Source organism: Pectobacterium betavasculorum (assembly GCF_000749845.1).
GTDB lineage: Bacteria > Pseudomonadota > Gammaproteobacteria > Enterobacterales > Enterobacteriaceae > Pectobacterium > Pectobacterium betavasculorum.
The window spans coordinates 1-25856 of the sequence record NZ_JQHM01000003.1 but is presented as its reverse complement, the minus strand read 5'-3'; the positions used below and the strand labels follow the sequence as shown (position 1 = coordinate 25856).

At 51.8% G+C, this 25856-nt stretch carries 15 protein-coding genes, 1 pseudogene and 1 riboswitch; of the genes and pseudogenes, 5 read left to right on the top strand and 11 right to left on the bottom strand.

What is annotated here, in order from left to right:
• The first annotated feature begins 3 nt into the window (after positions 1–3).
• Positions 4–1047: an EF-P beta-lysylation protein EpmB gene (epmB, locus tag KP22_RS10185; protein WP_039308817.1), complete on the top strand. Its 1044-nt coding sequence runs from the start codon at positions 4–6 to the stop codon at positions 1045–1047.
• A 61-nt stretch (positions 1048–1108) separates the two neighbouring features.
• Here the strand turns inward: epmB and KP22_RS10180 are convergent, their stop codons facing one another.
• Entirely contained in the window at positions 1109–1453 is a 345-nt protein-coding gene (locus KP22_RS10180) for a DUF4156 domain-containing protein (protein ID WP_039324101.1), read from the bottom strand.
• Between the two features lie 360 nt (positions 1454–1813).
• Here KP22_RS10180 and KP22_RS10175 point away from each other — a divergent pair, with 360 nt between their 5' ends.
• Positions 1814–3244, top strand: a complete 1431-nt coding sequence (locus KP22_RS10175; RefSeq protein ID WP_039308811.1) for a capsule assembly Wzi family protein — start codon at positions 1814–1816, stop codon at positions 3242–3244.
• Positions 3245–3316: 72 nt separating this feature from the next.
• Here KP22_RS10175 and pgi read toward each other — a convergent pair whose 3' ends face one another.
• Positions 3317–4966 carry a glucose-6-phosphate isomerase gene (gene pgi / locus KP22_RS10170; protein WP_039324099.1) on the bottom strand — a complete coding sequence of 550 codons (1650 nt, stop codon included), beginning with the start codon at positions 4964–4966 and terminating at the stop codon, positions 3317–3319.
• A gap of 182 nt (positions 4967–5148) precedes the next feature.
• Positions 5149–5341: riboswitch (Lysine riboswitch) on the top strand.
• A 114-nt stretch (positions 5342–5455) separates the two neighbouring features.
• Between pgi and lysC the strand changes: the two genes are divergently transcribed.
• On the top strand, positions 5456–6832 hold the full coding sequence (gene lysC, locus KP22_RS10165) for a lysine-sensitive aspartokinase 3 (RefSeq protein ID WP_039308807.1): 1377 nt from the start codon (positions 5456–5458) through the stop codon (positions 6830–6832).
• 357 nt (positions 6833–7189) lie between these two features.
• Here lysC and KP22_RS10160 read toward each other — a convergent pair whose 3' ends face one another.
• Positions 7190–8836 (bottom strand): Na/Pi cotransporter family protein, encoded by a 1647-nt coding sequence (locus KP22_RS10160; RefSeq protein ID WP_039308823.1) that lies wholly within the window; start codon positions 8834–8836, stop codon positions 7190–7192.
• A 355-nt stretch (positions 8837–9191) separates the two neighbouring features.
• On the opposite strand from KP22_RS10160, the gene KP22_RS10155 reads away from it, so the two are divergent.
• A complete protein-coding gene (locus KP22_RS10155) occupies positions 9192–10646 on the top strand; it encodes a DASS family sodium-coupled anion symporter (RefSeq protein ID WP_039324096.1) in 1455 nt (484 codons plus the stop codon).
• A 70-nt stretch (positions 10647–10716) separates the two neighbouring features.
• Here KP22_RS10155 and foxA read toward each other — a convergent pair whose 3' ends face one another.
• The 3 genes from foxA to metH form a co-directional block, all read right to left on the bottom strand.
• Positions 10717–12822 (bottom strand): ferrioxamine B receptor FoxA, encoded by a 2106-nt coding sequence (gene foxA, locus KP22_RS10150; protein ID WP_039324094.1) that lies wholly within the window; start codon positions 12820–12822, stop codon positions 10717–10719.
• Positions 12823–13013: 191 nt separating this feature from the next.
• Complete coding sequence (locus tag KP22_RS10145) at positions 13014–13970, bottom strand: helix-turn-helix transcriptional regulator (RefSeq protein ID WP_039324092.1); 957 nt, start codon at positions 13968–13970, stop codon at positions 13014–13016.
• A gap of 552 nt (positions 13971–14522) precedes the next feature.
• The gene (gene metH, locus KP22_RS10135) at positions 14523–18206 is read right to left on the bottom strand and encodes a methionine synthase (protein WP_039324087.1); all 3684 of its coding nucleotides are present in this window, start codon (positions 18204–18206) and stop codon (positions 14523–14525) included.
• A 191-nt stretch (positions 18207–18397) separates the two neighbouring features.
• On the opposite strand from metH, the gene iclR reads away from it, so the two are divergent.
• Positions 18398–19228 (top strand): glyoxylate bypass operon transcriptional repressor IclR, encoded by an 831-nt coding sequence (iclR, locus tag KP22_RS10130; RefSeq protein ID WP_039308793.1) that lies wholly within the window; start codon positions 18398–18400, stop codon positions 19226–19228.
• 339 nt (positions 19229–19567) lie between these two features.
• Here iclR and aceK read toward each other — a convergent pair whose 3' ends face one another.
• The 5 genes and pseudogenes from aceK to KP22_RS22630 form a co-directional block, all read right to left on the bottom strand.
• Positions 19568–21295, bottom strand: a complete 1728-nt coding sequence (aceK, locus tag KP22_RS10125) for a bifunctional isocitrate dehydrogenase kinase/phosphatase (RefSeq protein ID WP_039324083.1) — start codon at positions 21293–21295, stop codon at positions 19568–19570.
• Positions 21296–21344: 49 nt separating this feature from the next.
• Positions 21345–22652 carry an isocitrate lyase gene (aceA, locus tag KP22_RS10120; RefSeq protein ID WP_039308787.1) on the bottom strand — a complete coding sequence of 436 codons (1308 nt, stop codon included), beginning with the start codon at positions 22650–22652 and terminating at the stop codon, positions 21345–21347.
• 31 nt (positions 22653–22683) lie between these two features.
• Positions 22684–24282 carry a malate synthase A gene (aceB, locus tag KP22_RS10115; protein WP_039324081.1) on the bottom strand — a complete coding sequence of 533 codons (1599 nt, stop codon included), beginning with the start codon at positions 24280–24282 and terminating at the stop codon, positions 22684–22686.
• A 285-nt stretch (positions 24283–24567) separates the two neighbouring features.
• Positions 24568–25497 (bottom strand): homoserine O-acetyltransferase MetA, encoded by a 930-nt coding sequence (gene metA, locus KP22_RS10110; RefSeq protein WP_039308783.1) that lies wholly within the window; start codon positions 25495–25497, stop codon positions 24568–24570.
• Between the two features lie 137 nt (positions 25498–25634).
• Positions 25635–25856: pseudogene (locus KP22_RS22630) on the bottom strand (hypothetical protein); the annotation flags it as partial.

The window sequence follows — 25856 nt, the reverse complement described above, 5'->3', positions numbered from 1 at the left end:
AAAATGGCACACATTGTAACCCTAAATATACCTTCCAGAGAAGATTGGTTGCAGCAACTTGCAGACGTAATTACCGATCCCGATGAATTACTGCAACTTTTGGCACTGAACGATCACGCAAAGCTTCGGCAAGGCAATGATGCTCGTAGGCTTTTTGCTTTGCGTGTACCGCGCGCATTCGCCGCACGGATGCAAAAAGGCAATCCTGACGATCCGTTACTGCTACAGGTATTGACCGCACGCGAAGAGTTTATTGCCACTCCTGGCTTCACTCATGACCCACTTGATGAGCAACATAGCGTCGTACCCGGGCTACTACACAAATATCACAATCGCGCCCTGCTGCTGGTTAAAGGCGGCTGTGCGGTAAATTGCCGCTACTGCTTCCGCCGCCATTTCCCCTATCAGGACAATCAGGGTAACAAGGCAAACTGGCGTCAGGCGCTGGATTATATCCGCCAGCACCCTGAACTGGATGAGATCATTTTTTCCGGTGGTGACCCGCTGATGGCCAAAGACCATGAACTAGACTGGCTGATCAGCGAGTTGGAAAACATCTCACATCTGAAACGTCTGCGCATCCATAGCCGTTTACCCGTGGTGATCCCGGCACGCATTACTGATGCGCTGTGCGATCGTCTGTCCCGCAGTTCGCTTCAGGTATTGCTGGTGACGCATATTAACCACCCGCAGGAAATTGATCCTGATTTAACACAAAGTATGGCACGTTTGCGCCACGCAGGCGTGACGTTGCTCAACCAGAGCGTGCTGCTACGTGGGGTGAATGACAGCGCAGAGACGCTGGCTCGACTCAGCAATGCATTATTTGACGCTGGAATTTTGCCTTATTACCTGCACGTACTGGATAAAGTACAGGGTGCTGCCCATTTTCTGGTGGATGACAATGAAGCGCGCGTCTTAGTCAAAGCGCTAATGAAAAAGGTATCCGGCTATCTGGTGCCGCGTCTGGCACGGGAAATCGGTGGAGAAGCGAGTAAAACACCGCTGGATTTAGGGATGAAGCAGCATCAGGACGACGCTGAGTGATCGGAGGGTAAATGATAAGGTGAGAGCAGGTTTCCCCACTCTCACCGGGTTTCTCTCTAGCTTAAGGACATTTGTAAACGCTGCCGTTCATTTTGCTGTCTAGCGGCGCAAAGCTTGACCAGAACGTTTCACTCGGGCTGGTTACCCCATAGATGGTATTGCCCCCCAACGCCGCCGCTTTATTACGCAGATCGTTTGCCGCACCGCGCATAGAACTACCATCGCTATGGTTGCCCGCCAGCCAGTTAGACTGGCTACCGCTAACTTGTCCCAACAGCTGACATTCATTTCCTGGCTTGGTATCCGTGAACGTTACGGCCTGCCCGGCAGCACTGAGTTGACTGCTGTTGCTACACCCAGCCAGTAAGACTGCCGCTGATAGCCCCAACAAAATACGAATCTGCATGTCTTCCTCCTTGCGATTGAAAAACCCACTATTTGATCACTAGGTATCATACGACGTTTCCCTCGTAATCTCTTGCGATCCCGCTCGTTTACTTTTGGTGAACGGCTAAAATGAGCATTGACGCAAGTGATCTATTGATTAGAAAATCTACTTGTTCTGATAAATTAGTAAGAATGCATTCAGCATTATCTGAATAGTGTCTCCAAAGCCATTTATGGTTATTTCAATGGTCCCATACTCTGTATTCTGTCTGACATATACGTTACCGCGTGGTGGCAAAGGATCTCAGCATAGAGCGCATTAACGTAACGAGCATGAATAAATAGAAATATTAAGACAATACATGAAGGAAACCACTGTATGACGACTAAAAAATGCTTAGTCACCCTTATCGGTTCATTTTTATGTGTTTCGGCCAGCCATGCTGCGGGTCTTATCGCACCAGACAAGACACTTCGTAACGATCTTGCCTGGCTATCCGATCGTGGTGTCATCCAGACGAGCCTAACCACTTGGCCTCTGAGTCAGGAAGAAATCGAATCAGCCCTTTCTCATGCCAAACCGGTAACGACGACAGAAAAAGCAGTGATTACTCGCGTTGAGCAACGGATCGGCCAGCTTAAATCCAATGTTCGCCTCATGGGCTATACATCCACAGACAGACCCGGCCTGCCCCAAGGCTTCGACAGCCGCCACGACAGCGATCATGCGTTGTCTATCGGCGTTGGTGCCAGCGATGAATTCTGGGATATCAACCTTAAAGGAACAATTGAAGGTAATCAGAACATTGCAGATCAGTCCCGCGGGAATATTGACGGTTCTTATGGCGCGGTGAAAATTTTCAATCAATGGCTGTCATTCGGGAAAGTCTCACAATGGTGGGGGCCAGGCTATGAAGGCAGTTTGATACGATCCGACGCCGCTCGTCCGGTTACTGGATTTATATTACAACGAGCCGATCAATCACCGTTTGAAACGCCCTGGCTGTCCTGGATTGGTCGCTGGCAATATCAGCTATCCGCCGGACAATTAGATCAGTATTCAGCCGTGCCTGACGCAAAAATTATCGGCGGTCGACTGTCGATCCAACCGACAACATTTCTTGAGCTCGGCGCCTCCCGCATCATGCAATGGGGGGGAGAAGGACGTCCCCGCTCCTGGGGATCATTCTGGGATGGCGTAGCGGGACGTGATAACACAGGCACGGACAACGAGCCAGGAAATCAGCTAGCAGGCTTTGATTTCAAACTGAAAATGGCACCACTTGTCGGTACACCAATTAGCCTGTATGGCCAGTTAGTGGGAGAAGATGAAGCTGGGATGCTGCCGTCTAAAAACTTTTATCTGTTAGGTATCGAAGGCCATCCTGAATGGGGAACCTCTACCATTAATTGGAATATAGAGGGAACGGATACACGTTCCAACGGTAACGCAAATAATTTTACCTATAATCATCATATCTATCGGAATGGGTATTATCAGCAGGGATACCCTCTGGGATATGCCGCAGGTGGCGATGCACAGGTTCTGTCTGGTCGAGTCGAATTAGCACTCGACGACGGGCAGCGTTGGAGTACGCGCGTCATGTACGCCAAAGTGAATCCCAACAGCCAGAGCATCAATAAGGCATTTCCACGCTCAGACACGCTCAAAGGGGTTGAGTTAGGGTGGGGCTATGACTTCGACTCCAAAGTCAAACTGGATACCAACATTTGGTACACCGATAGCAATCACAGCGCCAGTGATGATGTCGGAGCGGGTATCGGTATCGAAGTCCCCATCAATCTGTAACCGTCGGTCGTAAAAAAGTGAGGAACGTCTCCTCACTTTTTCATTTTTAGTGCCTTATTTCTAACAACACAATCAACGACGCCACGCTTTGAAGCGGTTGATCAGCCCGTTGGTGGAACTGTCATGGCTGTCGATCGTGCTGTCATTTTCCAGCTCTGGCAGAATACGGTTCGCTAGCTGTTTACCTAACTCCACACCCCACTGATCGAACGTGAAGATGTTCAGGATCGCACCCTGCGTAAAGATTTTGTGTTCGTACAACGCAATGAGTGCCCCCAGACTGTATGGCGTAATCTCACGCAGCAGGATCGAGTTAGTCGGGCGGTTGCCTTCAAATACTTTAAATGGCGCCACGTGTTCTACATCTTTGGCACTTTTTCCTGCCGCCGCAAATTCCGCTTCCACTACGTCACGGCTCTTACCGAACGCCAGCGCTTCCGTTTGTGCAAAGAAGTTCGACAGCAGCTTGCTGTGGTGATCGCTCAATGGGTTATGGCTAACAGCTGGTGCAATGAAATCGCACGGAACCAGCTTGGTGCCCTGATGAATCAACTGGTAGAACGCATGCTGGCCGTTTGTGCCCGGTTCACCCCAGATAATCGGCCCAGTCTGGTAATCCACCGGATTACCACTGCGATCGGCTGATTTCCCATTGGATTCCATATTTCCCTGTTGGAAATAGGCAGCAAAGCGGTGCATGTATTGGTCATACGGCAGAATCGCTTCGGTTTCTGCACCGAAGAAATTGTTGTACCAAATGCCGATCAGCGCCAGCAACACGGGCAGGTTTTTCTCCGCTGGTGTGGAGGCAAAATGCTTGTCCATCGCATGCGCACCGCTGAGCAGCTTTTCAAAATTCTCAAACCCTAAAGAGAGAATGATCGACAGCCCAATCGCCGACCACAGGGAGTAACGTCCGCCGACCCAATCCCAGAATTCGAACATGTTATTGGTATCGATACCAAATTCACCGACGGCTTTCGCATTAGTGGACAATGCGGCAAAGTGCTTGGCAACGTGTTTCTCGTCCTGCGCCGTTTTCAGGAACCAGTCGCGTGCGCTGTGCGCGTTGGTCATGGTTTCCTGCGTGGTGAAGGTTTTAGAAGCAACAAGGAACAGCGTGGTTTCTGGGTTTAGTGGCTTCAACGTTTCAGCAATATGCGTGCCGTCAACGTTGGAGACAAAGTGCATGTTGAGGTGGTTTTTATAAGGCTTCAGCGCTTCCGTTACCATGAACGGCCCTAGGTCGGAACCACCGATACCGATGTTAACCACGTCGGTAATCGTTTTTCCGGTATAGCCTTTCCACTCACCGCCGATCACGCGTTCGCTGAAATCTTTCATCTTCGCCAGCACCGCGTTGACTTCCGGCATAACATCTTTTCCATCCACCAGAATCGGCGTATTGCTGCGGTTACGCAGAGCAACGTGCAGAACAGCGCGGTCTTCCGTGCGGTTGATTTTCTCACCGGCAAACATGGATTGAATTGCCGCAGACAAGTCGGTTTCCCGCGCTAGCGCGTGCAGTTTTTCCATGGTTTCGGCCGTGATGCGGTTTTTGGAGTAATCCACCAGCATCTGATCGTCGAACGTTGCGGAAAAATGCGCAAAACGATCGCTATCCTGTGCAAACAGCTCGCTGATTTGCACGTCTTTCAGCGCGTCAAAATGGGTTTGTAATGCCTGCCAGGCGGCAGTTTGGCTTGGATTGATATTTTTCATAATGCGACTTTCTCTCTAAGCATGAGTTCAAAGTGACTGAATCGATTGTATCCCTTAAAATCCCAATTGAGATCCCTTTTCTTGCTAAAAGCGGTTCATGGCCTGTAGTTACTGACAGATTGTTTATTGACAGAAACCGCATAACCCGTTATTTCTAACACCGTACTTGCACACTCGGTGTGCAAGCCAGAAGAGGCGCGTCGCCCAGGTAAGATATCGGAGGAACCGTAATCCGCTGATGATATCCGAGGGGGAGCGACGCCGAGATACGGTGGAGTACGGCTTTCACCCTATCGACTACAGAGGCTGAATCCTCTGGGTTGTCACCGAATTCGTCCTGATGGACGTTCAGCAAGGTGGAGCGCTTCTGGGTGTATCGTAGTGATTTTCTACGCCTGCCCCCTACTTCTGCTCTCCCCCTGTGCCAAGGTTGATTAATGGAATGCTGTTTACTGAAAACAGCCTACCCCTGACACGAGGTTTTTTGACATGTCTGCAACTGAAGTATCCGCAAACGCGAATTCTACCGTTATTGCCAAATTTGGCGGCACCAGCGTGGCGGACTTTGACGCCATGAACCGCAGCGCCGATGTGGTGTTATCTAATCCAAATGTACGCGTTGTTGTGCTGTCAGCATCGGCTGGTATCACCAACTTATTAGTCGCACTCGCGGAAGGTCAAACGCAGGAAACGCGTATCGAACATCTGGCAAAAATCCGCCAGATCCAATACGCCATTATCGACAAGCTGACCAACCAAAGCGTTATTCGCGATGAAATTGATCGCATGCTGGACAGCGTCACCACACTTTCTGAGGCAGCAGCACTCGCCACATCCAACGCCCTGACCGATGAACTGGTTAGCCATGGCGAACTGATGTCTACCCTGCTATTTGTCGAGATTTTACGCCAGCGCGATGTGGTTGCTGAGTGGTTTGATGTGCGCAAAATCATGCGTACCGACGATAACTTTGGCCGCGCTCAGCCGGATTGTGACGTGCTGGGTGAGCTGACTCGTAGCCAGTTGCAGCCGCGCATTGAACAAGGTCTGGTGATTACTCAGGGCTTTATTGGTAGCGAAGCAAAAGGCCGCACGACCACACTGGGCCGTGGCGGTAGCGATTATACGGCAGCACTGCTGGGCGAAGCCCTCAACGTCAGCCGAATTGATATCTGGACCGATGTTCCCGGCATCTACACCACCGACCCACGCGTGGTGCCGACGGCAAAACGCATCGATCAAATCATGTTTGAAGAAGCTGCTGAAATGGCAACATTTGGCGCGAAAGTCTTGCATCCCGCCACGCTAATGCCCGCGGTTCGCAGCGACATTCCGGTATTCGTCGGCTCCAGCAAAGATCCGGCCGCAGGCGGTACGCTGGTGTGCAATAAAACCGAAAATCCGCCGCTGTTCAGGGCACTGGCGCTGCGCCGTAAACAAACGCTACTTACGCTGTACAGTCTGAATATGTTGCACGCACGCGGCTTTCTGGTCGAGGTGTTCAGCATTTTGGCGCGTCACAACATCTCCGTTGACCTGATCACCACATCAGAAGTCAACGTGGCGTTGACGCTCGATACAACCGGCTCTACCTCAACGGGCGACAGCCTGCTGTCTAGCGCCTTACTGACCGAGCTGTCATCGCTATGTCGAGTCGAGGTTGAAGAGAATCTGTCGCTGGTCGCACTGATCGGCAACAAGCTGTCTCAGGCCTGTGGCGTTGGGAAAGAAGTATTTGGCGTGCTGGAACCTTTCCGCATTCGTCTGATCTGCTACGGCGCCAGCAGCAATAACCTGTGTTTCCTGGTACCCGGTGACGATGCCGAGCGAGTGGTACAGACGCTGCACCGCAGCCTGTTCGAGTAAATTCGCTCTCTCCACGCTGTCTCTTAGTCACATTTTATGTGAGCGCGGATTTTGCCCCTATCTGGCGTAAAAATTATGCATCGGTGGGCTTGGCCGCCGAGTGAGCGACAGGACGTCGCGAAAGCCAGTGCCGCGTATGGAACGCGTCACTGGCGGCTCGACTAGCGGTCACGAACACCGATGGAACCGCGTCAGCGGCATAATTTCCGCCGTAAGCCTCGGGTCACGGGGCGAGCGGCGTTTGAGCCGCCCTGTGTCGGGCGCGTGCTACGAAGTAGCATGAAAATGGCAGTATTATGGCGCACGAAACGGTCTCTTAGTCCGCATAAAGATGACTATCACCTTCCACCAAAGGGATCACAATGTTAACGGTGATTCTTCGCGCTCTTCATCCCCGTCCTGCTGCACAATCAAGACGTTGTACGCCACCGCACAGAACAGGGAATTCAGCCGATTCATGTCTCCGAGCAAGCTCAAATGGAGTGAACTGGTTTCCAGACTCTGTACGTTGTGCTGATGTAAGCGATCGACATGCGCGTGTGCATAACGGCGGTTCATAATACGAAAGCGATGTTTGGCACGGCGCAGACGTTTCGCACTGGTGACATCCTCCGCGAGGAAAACCGACAGACCCAGACGCAGATTCGCCAATAGCTGTTCATGCAACTGGTTCAACTCTTCCAGTCCCTGTGCAGAAAACGCCATTCGTACACCGGATGAATGATTGGCAATATCATCAGCCATGCGTTCGATAATATCTCCCGCTTGCTCCAGATTCAGCGCCACTTCAATAACTTCCGCCCAGCGCCGGGAATCCCGTTCATCCAACCCGTCTTTCTGAATCTGCGCCAGATAGAGCTTAATCGCGGTATAAAGGATATCGACATCATCATCAAGCCGACGAATCTCCCGCCGCTGCATATGGTCGCCCTGCAAGACCTCACGGTACAAACGCAGCATCTGCTCCAGCACATCGCCAATTCGCAGCGTTTCTCGCGCGGCATTGGTTAGCGCCAGCGCAGGGGTATCCAGCGAGCTGGTATCCAGATGACGAGGCTTCATCTGTAGGTCGACCTGCGGCGAGTCAGCAATCATCGCGCAGGACAGGCGCGCCACCACGCCGGTAAGCGGAATCAGCAGCAGGCAACGAATCAGGTTGTAGAACAAGTGGAAGTAGATCACCAACTCTTCAGCACTTAACGGAATACGCGTCAGCCAGCGCGAAAGCGGCTCAACCAGCGGCAACACGACCAAACAACCTATCAGCTTGAACAGCATGCTGCCGAGCGCCACTCGTCGACCTGCCGCATTCTGCGTCGAGGTGCTCATCATCGTCAGTAATCCGCTACCCAGATTGGCACCAATGACCAGACACATCGCCACTTCCAGCGAGATCACGCCGCTTGCCGTCAAGGTTGCCGTCAGTAGCACTGCCGCCAGACTGGAATAGGTAACCACCGCGAACAGCGCGCCGGCCAGAGCATCCAGCATGACGTCGCCCGTCAATGACGAAAACAGTACCTTCACGCCCGATGTTTGCGTGATCGGAGCCGCAGCAACGACAATCATTTCCAGCGCCAGCAGAATCAGCCCAAGCCCAATCGCCACGCGACCAATCTGGCCGACTCGCGTCTGTTTACGGCTGAGGAAAAACATCACGCCAAGAAAAATCAGCAGCGGAGAAAGCCAGGATAGATCGAACGTCAGAATTCGCACCATCAGTGCCGTACCGACATCAGCCCCGAGAATAATCACCAACGCAGGCGTTAATGCCACCAGCCCTTGTGAGACAAAAGAGGTAGCCAGCAAAGCGGTCGCATTGCTGCTCTGCACCAGCGCAGTTACGCCAATGCCGGCCATAAAAGCCAATGGTTTTTTCTCAACGCTATCGCTGAGAACCCGCCGTAACTGGGTGCCATAAACTCGCATGATACCGGTACGCACAATGTGAGTGCCCCACACCAGTAACGCAATCGCAGAGAGGAGATTCAACAGTGTTAACAAAAAGTCCACGCCTCCAGTTAAACCATAATTTGGTGAAATACATTGTGTTGATGAAGTAATGAACAACCATCCTACCAGATGTTAGCTGACCGTACTGCGAGACAGACCGCGCCAAAGCAAAATCGCTCAGCAACCAATTAATGATATAAATTAATTAACTGACAATATTTAAAAAACAGGATCTAAATCAATAAGACGATAATTTCACCTCCCGTCTTTTCCGGTTAACGTTATGCTCTTGTGTACCTCTTATGGGTTATATGCTTACCAAATATTAAGCCTGCTTAATATTTTTCAAATTGAGCGCGTTAGCGTATACCCAGCAATCCTTCTGAGTTTTTAGTAAGGAAAATGGATGAAGACAAGAACTTCGTATGGACTCAACTGGTTACCACTGATCGTTATTCTTGCCATCGCCGCCTTTTTTTGGCACATGGATCCCCCGACAGGCTTAAACCCCGCCGCCTGGCACTCCGCCGTCATTTTCGTGGCCACAATCGTTTGTATTGTCGCTAACGTTCTCCCGATTGGGGCTATCGGTATTATCAGTATCACGCTCTTTGCACTGACCTACGCCGCAGGGGATAAAACGGCCAGCGGCGCGATACAAACGGCTCTCAGCGATTTGAACAGCTCGCTAATCTGGCTGATTGTTGTCGCCTTCATGATCGCACGCGGCTTTATCAAAACGGGGCTAGGCCGCCGCATCGCGTTGCAGATGATCCGCCTGCTAGGAAAGCGGACACTCGGACTGGCTTACGGTCTGGCCTTTGCCGATCTGGTGCTTTCCCCCGCGATGCCGAGCAACACCGCACGCTGCGGCGGGATTATTTATCCGATTGCAGATTCGCTGTCGCGTAGCTTTGATTCCAAGCCGGAAGACGCATCGCGCAGTAAGATTGGGACCTTCCTGATTACCTGTATCGGTAACGTTAACGACGTGACGGCGGCGCTGTTTATGACCGCCTATACTGGCAACCTGCTGGCAGTAAAACTGGCGGCCAACGCGGGCGTTACCATTACCTGGGGAAGCTGGTTTCTGGCAGCGCTCGTCCCCTGCTTAATCTCTCTGGCGGTTGTCCCGCTGCTCGTCTATTGGCTGACCAAGCCGGAAATTCGCCATACGCCGGATGCGCCAAAGCTAGCCGTCGCAGAATTGGAAAAGATGGGGAGCATGAGCCGTGGTGAGTGGCTGATGGCCTTCACCGTTATCCTGCTGCTAGTACTGTGGATTTTTGGCGACCGCTTAGGTGTGGATGCCACGACCGCCTCCTTCGTCGGGCTTTCCTTCCTGCTGTTAACCGGCGTACTAAGCTGGGAAGACGTGAAAAGCGAGAAAGGTGCCTGGGATACGCTGATTTGGTTCGCCGCTCTGCTGATGATGGCAAATCAGTTGAAAAAGCTCGGCTTTACCAACTGGTTCGGCGATCTCATCGGCAGCAATATTGGCCATTTGATGCAGGGAACAAGCTGGGTATTGGTGTTGTTGCTGCTGAACGCGGCCTATTTCTACACCCACTATTTCTTCGCCAGCGGTAACGCGCAGATCGCCGCGCTTTTCGCGGTGTTCCTCGGTGTCGGGATCAACCTGAACATTCCAGCCGTACCGATGGCGTTCATGCTGGCGTTTACCAGTAGCCTGTACTGTTCACTGACGCAATATACTCACGCTCGCGGCCCTATTCTGTTCGGTGCTGGCTACGTCCCTACCGCCATATGGTGGCGCACTGGTTTTGTCGTTAGTCTGGTGAATCAGGCGATCTTTATGGGGGCAGGTCTATTATGGTGGAAAGCCATCGGCCTGTATTAACCGTTCGCTAGTTATTATGTGAAAAAGCCGGGTTCCCCCGGCTTTTTTGTTATCGCAGCAAAAAATGCGATTAGAACGAATAAGACACACTGCCGACCACGCTACGCTCGGCACCAAAGTAACAGAACTCCAGTGAGTTACAGGCCGCCACGTAACGTTTATCGGTCAGGTTGTTAACATTAAGCTGCGCGCTTAGCCCTTTCAGACCGACCTTCGAGAGATCGTATCCCACCGCCATATCCACCAGCGTATAAGAAGGCAGCGTGTGGGTATTAGCACGATCGGAGGTCACGCCGTTCACGTAACGCACACCGGATCCAATGGTCAGGCCATCCAGCGGACCGCTTTTCACATCGTAGCTGGCCCAGGCGCTGGCCTGATTGCGCGGCGCATACACCGCACGTTTCCCTTGCTCAGCCACGCTGCTTTTCTTATAGCGAATATCCGTATAGGTATACGCCGCTTGCAGACGCAAGTTATCGGTAATATGGTTCACCGCCTCCAGCTCGACCCCTTCCGACTCGATTTCACCAATGGAACGGTAAGGATCATTAGGCTGAACTTTTGTCGCCACATTTTTCTGATTAATACGGAAGACCGACAGGCTGTACTGATCCTGAGAGCCTTCAGGTTGATACTTCATCCCTGCTTCCCACTGCTTGCCTTTCATTGGATCCAGCACATTGCCGTTATCATCGGCGAAACTGGTCGGCGTAAAGGCCGTGGAATAGCTGACATACGGCGCAAAGCCGTTATCAAACAGATAGAGTAAGGCAGCACGCGAGCTAAAATTGTTTTTATCCAACTCGCTGTGCGTCCCTTTGGTCTGGTTAATATGGGTCACTTTCACCTGGTCGTGGCGGCCACCCAGAGTTAAGCGCCAGCGCTCCCAGCTCATTTGATCCTGTACATAGATACCCGTTTGTTGCAGCTTGTGTTTTTCCAGCGAGCCAGACATTGCTGTTGGCCCAGAACCATAAACAGGGTTAAACGCATCAATCGCCGGGAATGAGCCAGACGGCCAGTCCATGTCATTATGGCGTTGCTGATAATCAATCCCCACCAGCAAACGGTGGTTGACCGCGCCAGTATCCACGCTGCCATCGAGCTGATTATCTAACGTTAATGCAGACAGCGATTCACGGGAACCGGAGTAGTAGCGAGTTAGCGTATCGGCGCTCGGCTGTGTCCAGCCATAGGCGTAGACCTGATCCAAATGGACTTTGGTACGCAGGTAGCGCAGCTTTTGACGCACCGCCCAGCCGCTATCAAAGCCGTGTTCAAAGTTATACCCCACCATGTTTTGCTTACGATCGTATTTCTCATAATTCTCTTCCCCTTCATAGAAGGTGTTCGAGATCTTCCGTCCGTTATGCGCTACCACGGTACCTTCATACGGTAGACCAGAGTGGCTACCACCTTCAGGATCGCGTTGCAGATAAGCCATTAACTCCAGACGCGTCTTGTCAGAAATTCGCCACAACAGGCTAGGCGCAATCGCATATCGCTCTTCTTTGGTCTTTTTGAACTGCGTATCGGCTTCGCGCACAATTCCGCCCAGACGGAACGCAAACTGCTCGTCATCGTCCAGCGGACCGGTAACGTCAAATGCTGCACCGCGCTGCGCATTATTGCCCGCAAACAGTTTGATCTGGCCGCTGCGGTCGAACGACGGCTGACGAGAATTCAGCGCCACAATTCCGCCCGGCGAGGAACGTCCATAGAGTACAGACGCGGGGCCTCTAACCACTTCAATGCTGTCGAGAAACCAAGGATCGACCACCAGCGAGCTATGAGAGTTGGTATCCCCCATCATCTTCAGCCCGTCGAGATAAACGTTATCCAGGCTGCCGTCAGAAAAGCCGCGCAACACCATATAGTCAAAGCGGTTGGAAGCACCGATCTGATTATTGAATACGCCCGGTGTATAGCCAACCGCCTGCCGAACGCTGGTCGCCCCTTGTTCCTGAATCTGATCGCGTGTAATGATAGAAACGGCCTGAGGAGTCTCAATATCGGGCGTTTCCAGTTTGGTTGCACCGCGTTGTGTTTGAGACGTCACGACTAACGTATCACCCTGAGAAGAAGAGGATGGCGTATCCTGCGCCAATGCCGACACAGTCAATCCACTGGTGAAACAGCCAACCACCAGCGCCAGCCGCGTTTTTCTGAACATGGGAATCTCCACAGACCTTATTATTGTAAATAAGAATTATTACTGTTTTTGGTCTGACGATAGCTATGCGCAATGACGGCTTACGTATGCGCAATGACAAAATGGGAACTCAGCGGAAAGATGCCGGACGCGTAGCAAAGCGAAAAAGTCCGGCGTAATTAAGGGTCAATGCATTGATTAAAAATGGAGGATTAACTAGCTATGCGCGCATCGCTCGGCGCAATACCGTAACGTCGCCGGAAAGCCGTCGCAAAGTTGGTGGCATGCTGGTAGCCCGACATCCAGGCGGCCTGCTGAACGCTATATCCCTGCGCCAGATAGCGACGAGACAACTCCAGCCGACAGTCGCGCAGGTAGTCAAAGACAGAATGACCATATGCCTGACGAAACTTGGTGCGTAAACTGCTGGTGCTCATCGCAGCCAGCTGCGCCAGTTCATTGAGGGTGTACTCTTTTTCAGGCTGCTGCGCCAGAAGCCGCCGAACATTCTCCAGCCGTTCCTGTTCGCCGGGCGGGGGCAATATACGCCGCTCTCCCCCACCTTGCCCAAATGACAACCCCTGCCCCAGCAGTTGTAGCATCACCCCTTCCAGCATAAGCTGGCGCGATAATCCCAGCGTGGTGTTTTCAAGCACATGTTGTAACCCAGATAACAAATAGCCGGGAACCTGCCATAAAAATGTTGGGTTACCACTCTGCTCCCACTCACTCAGCAGTAAACCTAAGAGCGGCTCCAGAGTAAACGTAGCGGGAAAAATCCCCAAAGACACGGTACGAAGATGGTGATCGGCAAGATGGCTGGCGTTCATGACGAGCGGGTCACCTAGCCGGGTGCTGAATGCCATACCAGAGCGCACGACAAACTCTTTACCGTTCAGGCGCAACGCGACGCACCCTTCCAACACTACCAGCGTATAAAACGGGCAGCAGTGTAAAGACGTAGATTCGTAAGGCTGCAACACGCGCACGTTAGAGTTCGTCAGACAAATACCGGAAGATAGCGTCATCTCTTCGACATCGCCCTGCACCACGATATGCTTTTCTTTCGTGCGATCGCGGCAAGATGACAACTGCGGGAAATGGTAATCAATCCCGTAACGTTCACCAATATCGAAGAAATCCTCGATGGAAAAGAGTCGTTTTAACATGAGCCTGAAAGATACCCTCATCCTGTTTAACGCCCAGAATCAGGCCTGAGATTAGCGGAAATGCGTGGAATGAAAACAGAAAAATGCTTTCTGCTTAATTGGTGCTCACCTTACCATTACCATGAAATCTCATCAATAAGACTGATAACTATTCTCATTGAAATGGTGTTCGCGTAACACAGGATCATCAGCGGGAGAGATATTGCATGGGCTCAATCACGAAACCAGTACAGATATGCAAAAAAGCAGACGTTTCGTGCGTGGTAAGCCGAGTATTTCTCTGTGCTATCAGCACCACGCCCGACTCAGGGCGCTCAATCGCCGCCGCCCTGAGAACCCAGGCTTTTTTGGCGGAAATTCTGCCGCTTCGCGGTACCTTCGGCGTTCGTGCCCGTGGTCAGGGTCGCCAGTGACGCGTTCCCGACGCGGCACTGACTTTCGCCGCGTCCATGCGGCTCACCCTGCGGTCACGCTCACCTCAGCAGAATTTTTGACGCCAGTTGAAAACCAACACTTGTTAGCCCATAGATATTATTTTCTTTTACTGGCACTTTAGTCCGCATCATAGCCGAGATTCGGCGCTAGCCAGCGCTCCACCTCACCCACTTCCATGCCTTTACGCACCGCGTAATCCTCTACCTGATCGCGCTGGATTTGTGCAACGGCAAAGTATTTACTGTCAGGGTGACTGAAATACCAGCCGGATACTGACGCGCCCGGCCACATGGCATAGGATTCGGTTAGCTTCATGCCGGTATGTTTTTCCACATCCAGCAACTGCCAGATTTGTACTTTCTCCGTGTGATCTGGACAAGCGGGATAGCCTGGTGCGGGGCGAACGCCCTGATAATTCTCACGAATCAGCAACTCATTACTGAGGTTCTCATTCGGCGCATAGCCCCAGTAAACCTTACGCACACGCTCGTGCAGGTACTCCGCAAAGGATTCCGCCAGACGGTCAGAAATCGCCTTCACCATGATCTTGTTGTAATCATCATGCTGCGCTTCCCACAGATCCGCCAACGCATCCTCTTCCAGCCCGCCGGTCACCGCGAAGGCACCAAGATAATCAGGCTTACCGCTGGATCTCGGCGCAACAAAATCGGACAGGCAGTAGTTCGGGAAATCAGTTTTTTCCGTCTGTTGACGCAGATGATGGCTGACTGACAGCACCGTTTCACGCCGTTCATCGGTATAAATCACCACGTCATCACCTACGCGGTTCGCAGGGAATAAACCCACCACACCACGAGGGTTCAGCGCACCGCGCTCGGACAAATCGTCCAGCATCGCATTAGCATCGGCAAACAGGCGTTTTGCCTCTTCACCCACCACTTCATCTTCCAGAATGCGGGGATATTTCCCGGCCAGCGACCAGGTCATAAAGAACGGCGTCCAGTCGATGTAGTTGCGCAGCGTTTCGATGCTAGCTGTCACCGCCTGCACGCCCAGCCGATGCGCAGCTGGCGGCGTGTAGTTCTCCCAATCCAGATCGGAAGCGTTAGCGCGAGCCACTTCCAGCGTCACGGGCGGCGTTCTCGGTTTTTTACGCGCATGCTGAATACGCACGGTGTCGTACTCTTTACGGGTACGCGCAACAAAGTCGTCATACTGTGTACTAGACAGCAAGGCCGATACCACACCGACAGAGCGTGAGGCGTTCTGCACGTAGACCGTCGGGCCGCTGTAGTTCTGCTCAATCTTCACGGCAGTATGCGCTTTAGAGGTCGTCGCGCCGCCAATTAACAGCGGCAGCGTAAAGCCCTGACGCTCCATCTCTTTCGCCACGTTGACCATTTCATCCAACGACGGTGTAATCAGTCCGGACAGCCCGATGATATCAACCTTCTCTTCACGCGCGGTCTTCAGGATTTTATCCGTCGGCACCATCACACCCAGATCGATAATTTCGTAGTTGTTACATTGCAGCACTACGCCGACGATATTCTTACCAATATCATGAACGTCGCCTTTTACCGTCGCCAACAGGATTTTCCCAGCAGACGAGCCTTTGTCTTTACTCGCATCAATGTAGGGTTCGAGGTAAGCCACCGCCTGCTTCATCACTCGCGCGGATTTCACTACCTGCGGCAAAAACATTTTGCCTGCACCGAATAGGTCGCCAACTACGTTCATGCCGTCCATCAACGGCCCCTCGATTACCTCGATCGGTCGTGACGCCTGCTGACGCGCTTCTTCCGTATCCAGCTCGATAAACTCGGTAATGCCTTTAACCAGCGAATACTCCAGACGCTTCTTCACATCCCAGCCGCGCCACTCTGCCTGCGTTTTATTGCCTTCATCTTCCGTTTTGCTACCGCGATATTTTTCTGCCAGTTCGAGCATACGCTCGGTGGCGTCGCTGCGACGGTTAAGGATCACATCCTCTACCGCATCGCGCAGCTCAATGGGAAGATCGTCATAGATCGCCAACTGACTGGCGTTCACGATCCCCATGTCCATACCATTGCGGATCGCGTAATACAGGAAGACGGCGTGGATCGCCTCACGTACCAGATCGTTGCCACGGAATGAGAACGATACATTAGACACGCCGCCGGAGATCATCGCATGCGGCAACTGCGCCTTAATGTCTGCACAGGCTTCGATGAAATCCACCGCGTAGTTGTTGTGCTCGTCGATCCCCGTTGCCACGGCGAAAATATTCGGGTCGAAAATAATATCTTCCGGCGGGAAGCCAACTTCTTCTGTGAGGATTTGATAAGCCCGGCGACAAATTTCAATTTTACGCGCGCGGGTATCTGCCTGTCCGACTTCATCGAAGGCCATCACCACCACGGCTGCGCCATAACGCCGCACCAGCTTAGCGTGATGAATAAAGGTCTCAACGCCTTCCTTCATGGAGATTGAGTTAACAATGCCTTTGCCCTGAATACATTTAAGCCCTTTCTCAACCACATCCCATTTTGAGGAGTCGATCATAATAGGCACACGGGCGATATCTGGTTCACCGGCAATGAGATTCAGGAAACGGATCATCGCCGCTTCCGCATCCAGCATGCCTTCATCCATATTGATGTCGATGATCTGCGCGCCACTTTCCACCTGTTGGCGGGCGACATCCAGCGCTTCGTTATATTTCTCTTCTTTGATCAGACGTTTAAAACGTGCAGAACCGGTAACGTTCGTCCGTTCGCCCACATTAACAAACAGGGTGTTGGCATCGATGGTCAGCGGTTCAAGGCCGGATAAACGACAAGCCACCGGGATCTCCGGCAGCTTACGCGGCGGCACACCTTCCACAACTTTAGCCATCGCGGCAATGTGTGCAGGCGTCGATCCACAGCAGCCGCCGACGATATTCAGGAAACCCGATCGCGCCCATTCTCCGATATGTTTCGCCATATCAGATGGATCCAGATCGTATTCCCCGAAGGCGTTAGGCAGCCCTGCATTCGGGTGTGCGCTCACATAGCATTCTGAAATACGTGATAGCTCGGCGACATACTGGCGTAGCTCATCTGGCCCCAATGCGCAGTTAAGACCGAAGGAAAGTGGGCGGGAATGACGCAAAGAGTTGTAAAAAGCTTCCGTTGTTTGGCCGGATAACGTACGTCCTGACGCATCCGTGATCGTGCCGGAAATCATCACGGGTAGGACGATCCCTAACGCTTCAAATTCACTTTCGACGGCAAAGCTCGCCGCTTTAGCATTCAACGTATCGAAAATGGTTTCGATCATGATCAGATCAACACCACCGGCGATCAGTGCGCGGGTCGATTCACGATACGCTTCCACCAGTTGATCAAAACTGACGTTACGAAACGCTGGATCGTTAACATCGGGGGAGATCGACGCAGTGCGGTTCGTCGGGCCAAGCACACCGGCTACATAGCGCGGCTTATCCGGCGTTAATGCTGTCCATCTGTCTGCGCTAGCACGCGCCAGCTGTGCGGCAACGGTATTAATTTCCGCTGACAACGCCTGCATATCATAGTCCGCCATCGCGATGGTGGTGGAGTTGAAGGTGTTGGTTTCGAGAATGTCGGCACCGGCTTCCAGATAGGCATCATGGATTTCACTAATCACCTGCGGCTGGGTCAGCACCAGCAGATCGTTATTTCCCTTCACATCACTCGGCCAGTCAGCAAAGCGCTCGCCGCGATAATCTGCTTCTTGCAGGCGATAACCCTGGATCATGGTTCCCATACCACCATCCAGCACCATAATGCGTTGCGCCAACTGACGCCGCAATTCATCTACCCGATTACTCACGCGAACCCCATTCCCGGCCAATAAATACGATATGTTGTGTGTATCCTAGCATAAGTTATGAGTAGGCTAACGCGAGGTAGCATGAGACTTTTTCAGGTAATTTGCTGATAAAAAACACAGAGAAAGAAGAGTTGCATTCTGTGGTAAAAAAACGAAAATCAATTCCATTATCATAAAAAGGAATCGACGCCATGACGCCACCAGAACCAGCCAAACGCGGGAAGAAACCCAGAGCCAGTATGGGCACCGCTGCACAGCCAACCGGGCAGGTTCAGTCGCTGACCCGTGGCCTGACGCTGCTTGAATACATCGCCAAAGCAAACGGCAGCGTGGCGCTAACCGATCTGGCTCAGCAGGCCGGTTTACCGAATTCCACCACTCATCGTCTGCTCACCACCATGCAGCAGCAGGGTTTTGTGCGTCAGATTGGCGATCTGGGGCTGTGGACGATCGCATCGCACGCGTTTATCGTCGGCAGTAGCTTTCTGCAAAGTCGCAACCTGTTGGCGATTGTGCATCCGATACTGCGCAAATTAATGGAAGACTCCGGCGAGACGGTCAATCTGGCCGTTCTCGAGCAAACGGATAGTCAGGCGATCATCATCGATCAGGTGCAATGTACGGCGCTGATGCGTATGTCTGCACCGATCGGCGGTAAGTTGCCAATGCATGCTTCTGGTGCTGGGAAAGCGTTTCTGGCGCATTTACCCGATGCTCAGGTCACCCAGTTGCTGCACAAGAAAGGACTGCATGGCTATACGCCACACACGTTCAGTTCGCCACAAGCGCTGAAGGAAAATCTCTTGTTGATTCGCAAGCAGGGGTATTCGTTCGATGATGAAGAGCACGCGCTGGGGCTACGCTGCATCGCGGCCTGTATTCTGGATGAACATCACGAAGCCTTCGCCGCCATTTCCATTTCCGGTCCCGTATCACGTATCACGGATGACCGCGTCACCGAACTCGGTGCGCTGGTAATCAAAGCTGCGAAGCAGGTCATGCAGGAATACAGTGGGTTATGAATAAAGTGTATTTCTCGTAATAAGAGTTTGTTATGACGAGTTTTACTATTACCCGGCGTAAAAATTATGCAGCGGTGAACTTGACCGCCGAGTGAGCGACAGGACGTCGCGAAAGCCAGTGCCGCGTATGGAACGCGTCACTGGCGGCTCGACTAGCGGTCAAGAGCATCGATGGAACCGCGTAGCGGCATAATTTAGCCGGAAGCCTGGGTTCGTAGGGCGGCGGCGACTGAGCCGCCCTACGTCGGGCGCGTATACGGTATCGCATGTAAATGGCAGCGGTGTGGCGCACGAAACGCTCTCTGAGACAGAATACATATAACGAATAACGAGCCACGCTCAAATTGCAGCGCGTTGGCTAAAACGCTTCCTACGCCGGTAGGCGTAAACATCCTCAATGTGCCCTTCCCTGATGCGCTGTTGTAATGCACGCCAGTAGTCCGCACAAAACAGATCGCCATGCATTTCCTCAAACAGCATACGAATGTGGCGGTCGCTGCACAGGAAATGCGGAAACTCTTCAGGAAACACATCATTCGGCGCGACGCTGTACCACGGCTCTGCGGCCAGTTCGTCCTCCGGGTGACGCGGCAGCGGAATCTTGCGGAAATTCACCTCGGTCATGTAGCAGATCTCATCGTAATCATAAAACACAACTCGCCCATGACGCGTGACGCCGAAATTCTTAAACAACATATCACCGGGGAAAATATTCGCCGCAGCCAGCTGTTTGATAGCATTGCCATATTCTTCAATCACATCGTGCAGTTGCTGTGCGTTTGCCTGTTCCAGATAGAGATTCAGCGGCGTCATCCGGCGTTCCATATACAAATGTCGGATCACCAGCCGATCGCCAAGATCCTCCAATTTTTCCGGCACCTCCCGCCAGAGCTCATCCAATAATTCCGGGCTGATGCGGTGCTTATCGATGACGAAGTTTTCATATTCCTGCGTGTCCGCCATGCGTCCGACACGGTCGTGCTCTTTCACCAGTTGATAGCACGCCATTACCCGCTCTGCACTTACCTCTTTCTGTGGCGCAAAACGATCTTTGATGACCTTAAACACGCGATCGAACGAAGGCAGCGTAAATACCAGCATCACCATACCTTTCACGCCGGGGGCGATAATGAACTGCTCTTCTGATTCGGCAATGTAATGCAGGTATTCGCGGTAATACTCGGTTTTACTGTGCTTCTGGCAGCCAATAGCCAGATAAAGCTCCGCCGTCGTCTTCCCTGGCAGAATGTCACGAAGCCAGGCCACCAGCGCGAACGGCAACGGAGCGTACACCATAAAGTAAGAACGGGCGAAACCAAACACAATGCTGGCGTCTGCCTGAGCCGTCAGGCAGGTGTCAATAAATAGCGCCCCACGTTCGTTGTGGTGAATCGGCAGCAGGAACGGAAAAACACCGTCAGGCAGCGATAGTTTCCCCACCAGCCAGGCCGCTTTGTTACGGTAAAATAGCTCATTCGCTACCTGTAACGTCGCCTGATCAAGCTGCTCAGCAGAGAAGGCGCGCTGTAAATACGTAAGGATATAGTCAATATCACGCGGCAAATCTTCCCACGGTAAACGCAGCGGCACATCACCCAGCAGTTTTTCCAACATACGCTGCCAGCCGTCGGTTGGCACAAACGTCTTGGCAATCGGTCGGGGAATTTCATGAAAGCGCTGCTCTGGCTGAGAACTGAAAACAAACAGTTTATCGGGAGTCAGTTCCCGATGATTAAACAGCCGACAATAGACGGAATTGAAAAAGCTCTCCGCAATCTCGAAACGCGGATAGTCCGGCAATAAGCCAGTGTAGATATGCTTCACCCGCGCCAAAAAATCTGCATCATCGCAACGGATGCCGGTAATACAGCGCAACTGTGCGACCACCAGACCAACATGATGATCGTATAAGTGAATACGTTGTTTCATTGCCTGTTGCACAGCGGGCCAGTCAGCCTGTTCAAAGCGCTGCTGTGCGCCCGCGGTGACTTCGAGAAAACGACCATATTGCGCATCAAACCCTTGTAGGATCGTCTGCGCCACCAGCTTTTCAAGGTCACGCGTCATCATGATCTCCCGATGAAACCCGACCAGCCAAATACTGGCCGGGTTAGGATCAGAACTGCTGTTCTTCTGTCGATCCCGTCAGCGCCGTCACTGAAGACTGGCCTCCCTGAATGATGTTCGTCACTTTATCGAAGTAGCCAGTACCGACCTCCTGCTGATGCGATGAGAAGGTATAACCGTCTTTAATCGCTTCAAATTCAGGCTGCTGCACTTTTTCTACGTAGTGCCTCATCCCTTCGCCCTGCGCATAGGCGTGCGCCAGATCAAACATGTTGAACCACATGCTATGAATGCCAGCCAGCGTAATAAACTGATACTTGTAGCCCATCGCCGACAGCTCATCCTGAAAACGTGCAATCGTGCTGTCATCCAGGTTCTTCTTCCAGTTAAAGGAAGGTGAACAGTTGTACGCCAGCAGCTTGCCGGGGAACTTAGCGTGGATGGCCTCAGCAAAACGACGCGCCAACGATAAATCCGGCGTTGAGGTTTCGCACCACACTAAATCGGCATAAGGCGCGTAGGCTAGCCCGCGGCTGATTGCCTGTTCAATCCCAGCACGCGTACGATAGAAGCCTTCCACCGTGCGTTCTCCGGTAATGAAATCACGATCATATTCATCACAGTCGGAGGTCAGCAAATCTGCGGCATCCGCATCGGTTCGCGCAACCAGTAAGGTCGGCACGCCCATGACATCCGCCGCCAGACGCGCGGCCACCAACTTCTGAACCGCTTCCTGCGTGGGAACCAGCACCTTGCCGCCCATGTGCCCACATTTCTTCGCCGATGCCAGTTGATCTTCAAAGTGAACCGCCGCCGCGCCCGCTTCAATCATTGATTTCATCAGCTCGAACGCATTAAGCACGCCGCCAAATCCAGCTTCTGCATCCGCAACAATTGGCAGGAAGTAGTCGGTATGGCGTTTATCACCTGGCTCAATGTGGTTCGCCCACTGAATCTGATCGGCACGCCGAAAGGTGTTATTAATACGTTCGATCACGGCAGGCACGGAATTCGCTGGGTAGAGCGACTGATCGGGATACATGCTCGACGCCAGATTGGCATCCGCAGCCACCTGCCAACCGGAAAGGTAAATCGCTTCAATGCCGGCTTTCGCCTGCTGTAAGGCTTGCCCACCCGTCAGCGCTCCCAGGCAGTTAACATAGCCTTTGCGGGCGTCGCCATGCAGCAGGTTCCATAACTTCGCCGCGCCGAGCTGCGCGAGCGTGCATTCAGGATTCACCGAACCACGTAGATTAATCACATCTTCTGCGCTGTAGGGGCGCGCAATACCTTCCCAGCGCGCGGTTTTCCACTCTTTTTCGATATGCTGGACTTGTTGGGTACGAGAGGTCGTCATAGCAGAGGTTCCTTTTTATTATCAGTAAGGATTAATCAAGCAATGCGTAGCCGGGTAGCGTCAGGAAGTCGATCAGCTCATCTTGCGTGGTGATTTGTTCCATCAGCCGAGCGGCTTCATCAAAGCGCCCTCCGCTAAAGCGGGAATCACCTAATTCCTCCTGAATCACAAACATCTCTTCGGCTAGCATCTGGCGGAACAACGCTTTGGTGATCACTCGACCATCGCTCAGCGTCTTACCATGACGAATCCACTGCCAGATTGAGGTGCGGGAAATTTCAGCTGTCGCAGCGTCTTCCATCAATCCATAAATAGGGACGCAACCATTACCGGATATCCACGCTTCAATGTACTGCACGGCAACGCGGATATTCGCACGCATCCCGACTTCCGTGCGCTCTCCCAGGCAAGGTTCCAGCAATTCCTCGGCACGAATGGGCGCATCTTGTTCACGGTTGATATCGAGCTGATTCTTGCGCTCACCTAACGCCCGATCGAACACTTCCATCACAGCATCTGCCAGCCCCGGATGAGCGACCCAGGTGCCATCGTGACCATTATTCGCTTCCAGCTCTTTGTCTTTACGCACCTTATCCAATACCCAATTATTACGCTCAGCATCCTTACTCGGTATGAACGCCGCCATCCCGCCCATGGCGAATGCGCCGCGACGATGACAGGTTTTAATCAACAGCCGCGAGTAAGCGCTAAGAAAGGGTTTTTCCATCGTCACCGACTGGCGATCGGGCAGAACACGATCGCTATGGTTTTTTAATGTTTTGATATAGCTGAAGATATAATCCCAGCGGCCGCAGTTCAGCCCAACGATATGGTCACGTAAGTGATAGAGAATTTCGTCCATCTGGAAAACGGCGGGCAGCGTTTCAATCAACACCGTCGCTTTGATCGTCCCCCGCGGGAGATCAAAGCGATCTTCCGTATAGCAGAAGACATCGTTCCACCAGGCCGCTTCCTGCCATGACTGCGTCTTTGGCAAATAGAAATAAGGACCGCTACCTTTCTTCAGCAGTTCCTGGTAGTTGTGGAAAAAATACAGCGCGAAATCAAACAGGCTGCCGGGAATAGCTTCCCCCTGCCAGGACACGTGTTTTTCAGGCAAATGCAACCCGCGCACACGGCAAATCAACACAGCAGGATTGGGTTGCAACTGGTAGATTTTTCCTGCTTCATTGATGTAGGAAATCGTACCGCGTACAGCATCATGTAAGTTGATTTGCCCATCGATGACCTTTTCCCATCCCGGTGACAGTGAATCCTCAAAGTCCGCCATGAAAACTTTCACATTGGCATTCAATGCGTTGATCACCATTTTGCGTTCAACCGGGCCGGTAATCTCAACACGGCGATCCTGAAGGTCATCGGGAATACCGCGTATTGTCCACGCCTTATCACGAATGGAAGCCGTTTCTGAAATAAAATCAGGCAGCTTACCCTGATCGATATTACGCTGCTGGACATGTCGTTCGGCGAGCAACTGATTACGTGCCGGCGTGAAATGCGCGACAAGCTCCGTTAAGAAATCAATCGCTTCCTCCGTAAGAATTTGCTTCTCACCTTCGCCAAAACACTGACTAAATGCCAATTCTCTGTTTATCGTCTGCTGTATCATTCGTGGTTCCTTTTCAGATTCCGCTTCATTCATCAACAACCGCCAGATCGGCAAACCAGTATGTATATTTCTTAGCCGACAGAATTAAGCGTAATACAAGAAAACACAAAATCAAAAACAATTTCCATTTTTATTATTTTATCAACATAACCATATAATAAAAATGAAGATTAAAATTAAAAAAGAAGAGAAATGACTTTCACTAACTAACAGAAATGGAATGATTCAGCACAAAAAAGAAAGGCACCCTCAATGGTGCCTTAGAGAAAAAGATCAAGATGAGAGTTAGTCCAGCGTAGGATTCATTTTGCGTAAATCGTAAGGCGTAATCTGGTAAACATAGTAATTCAGCCAGTTAACAAAAAGCAGATGACCGTGGCTACGCCAGCTCGCTTTCGGTGCCAGTTCAGGGTTGTCATCGGGGAAATAATTTACCGGAACAGCCGGATCCAATCCAGCATCACAATCACGGAAAAACTCTCCTGCCAGCGTCAGAACGTCATATTCGGGATGCCCGGTAACGAACGCCAGACGTTTATCTTTACTGGCAAACAGATAGGCGCCAGCCTGCTCCGACTCAACCAGAATATCCAAATCCGTATGCTGCCGAATCACATCAGCCGGAAAATCTGCATAGCGAGAATGTGGGGCCAGAAACGTTTCATCAAAGCCGCGGGTCAGCAAAGCGTGGGGTTGTAACGTTTGATGCAAGTAAACACCGGACAGCTTTTCCTTCCGAGTCATCTTGGGAATATCGTAGAGGATATTGAGAGCAGCCTGTACAGCCCAACACACGAATAATGTGGATGTAACATGCTCTTTTGCCCATTCGATGACCCGTGCAATCTGCGGCCAATAAACAACATCACAGAAATCGACTAACCCCAATGGGGCGCCGGTAACAATCAAGCCATCAAAATTTTCGTCCTGAATGTCGTCAAAATTGCAGTAGAAGTTATCCAAATGCTCAGTTGGCGTATTCTTTGATTCACGGCTATCGATACGCAGCAGTTGAATATCAATCTGTAGGGGAGAATTGGATAACAGGCGTAGAAACTGGTTTTCAGTCTCGATCTTTTTAGGCATCAGGTTCAGAACCAGCACTTTGAGGGGGCGAATTTCCTGCGTTTTAGCACGCGAGGACGTCATCACAAAGACGTTTTCATTCCGCAGAAAATTGACGGCTGGTAACTCATCAGGAACCCGAATTGGCATAACCTTATATCCTCAAAGCATACGTTTAAACGTTTAGACATCCAGATGCCCGAAGATAGCGAGTTTTTGTACTAATGTCGAGAGCTCAACGCATAAGGTGAAAATGTTTCACTGTGGCTAAAAAAACGTTATGCGTTTTATCTATTTTTCTTTGTTTGCTCAATGACTTCCGCATCGGCTAATACTCGACCGTTTTCGATCATAATTAGCCGAGTCCTTGGTGAAGTGGACAGCGACAGAGATACGTGGATACGCTCTCCCAGTCCTCCCTCCAAAATGTCACATAGCAAAAAGCCCCGGTCTTCGACAGGGGCTTTCCACTCGTTTGATATCTGGCTGTTTATCGCAGGCGTCCTGTC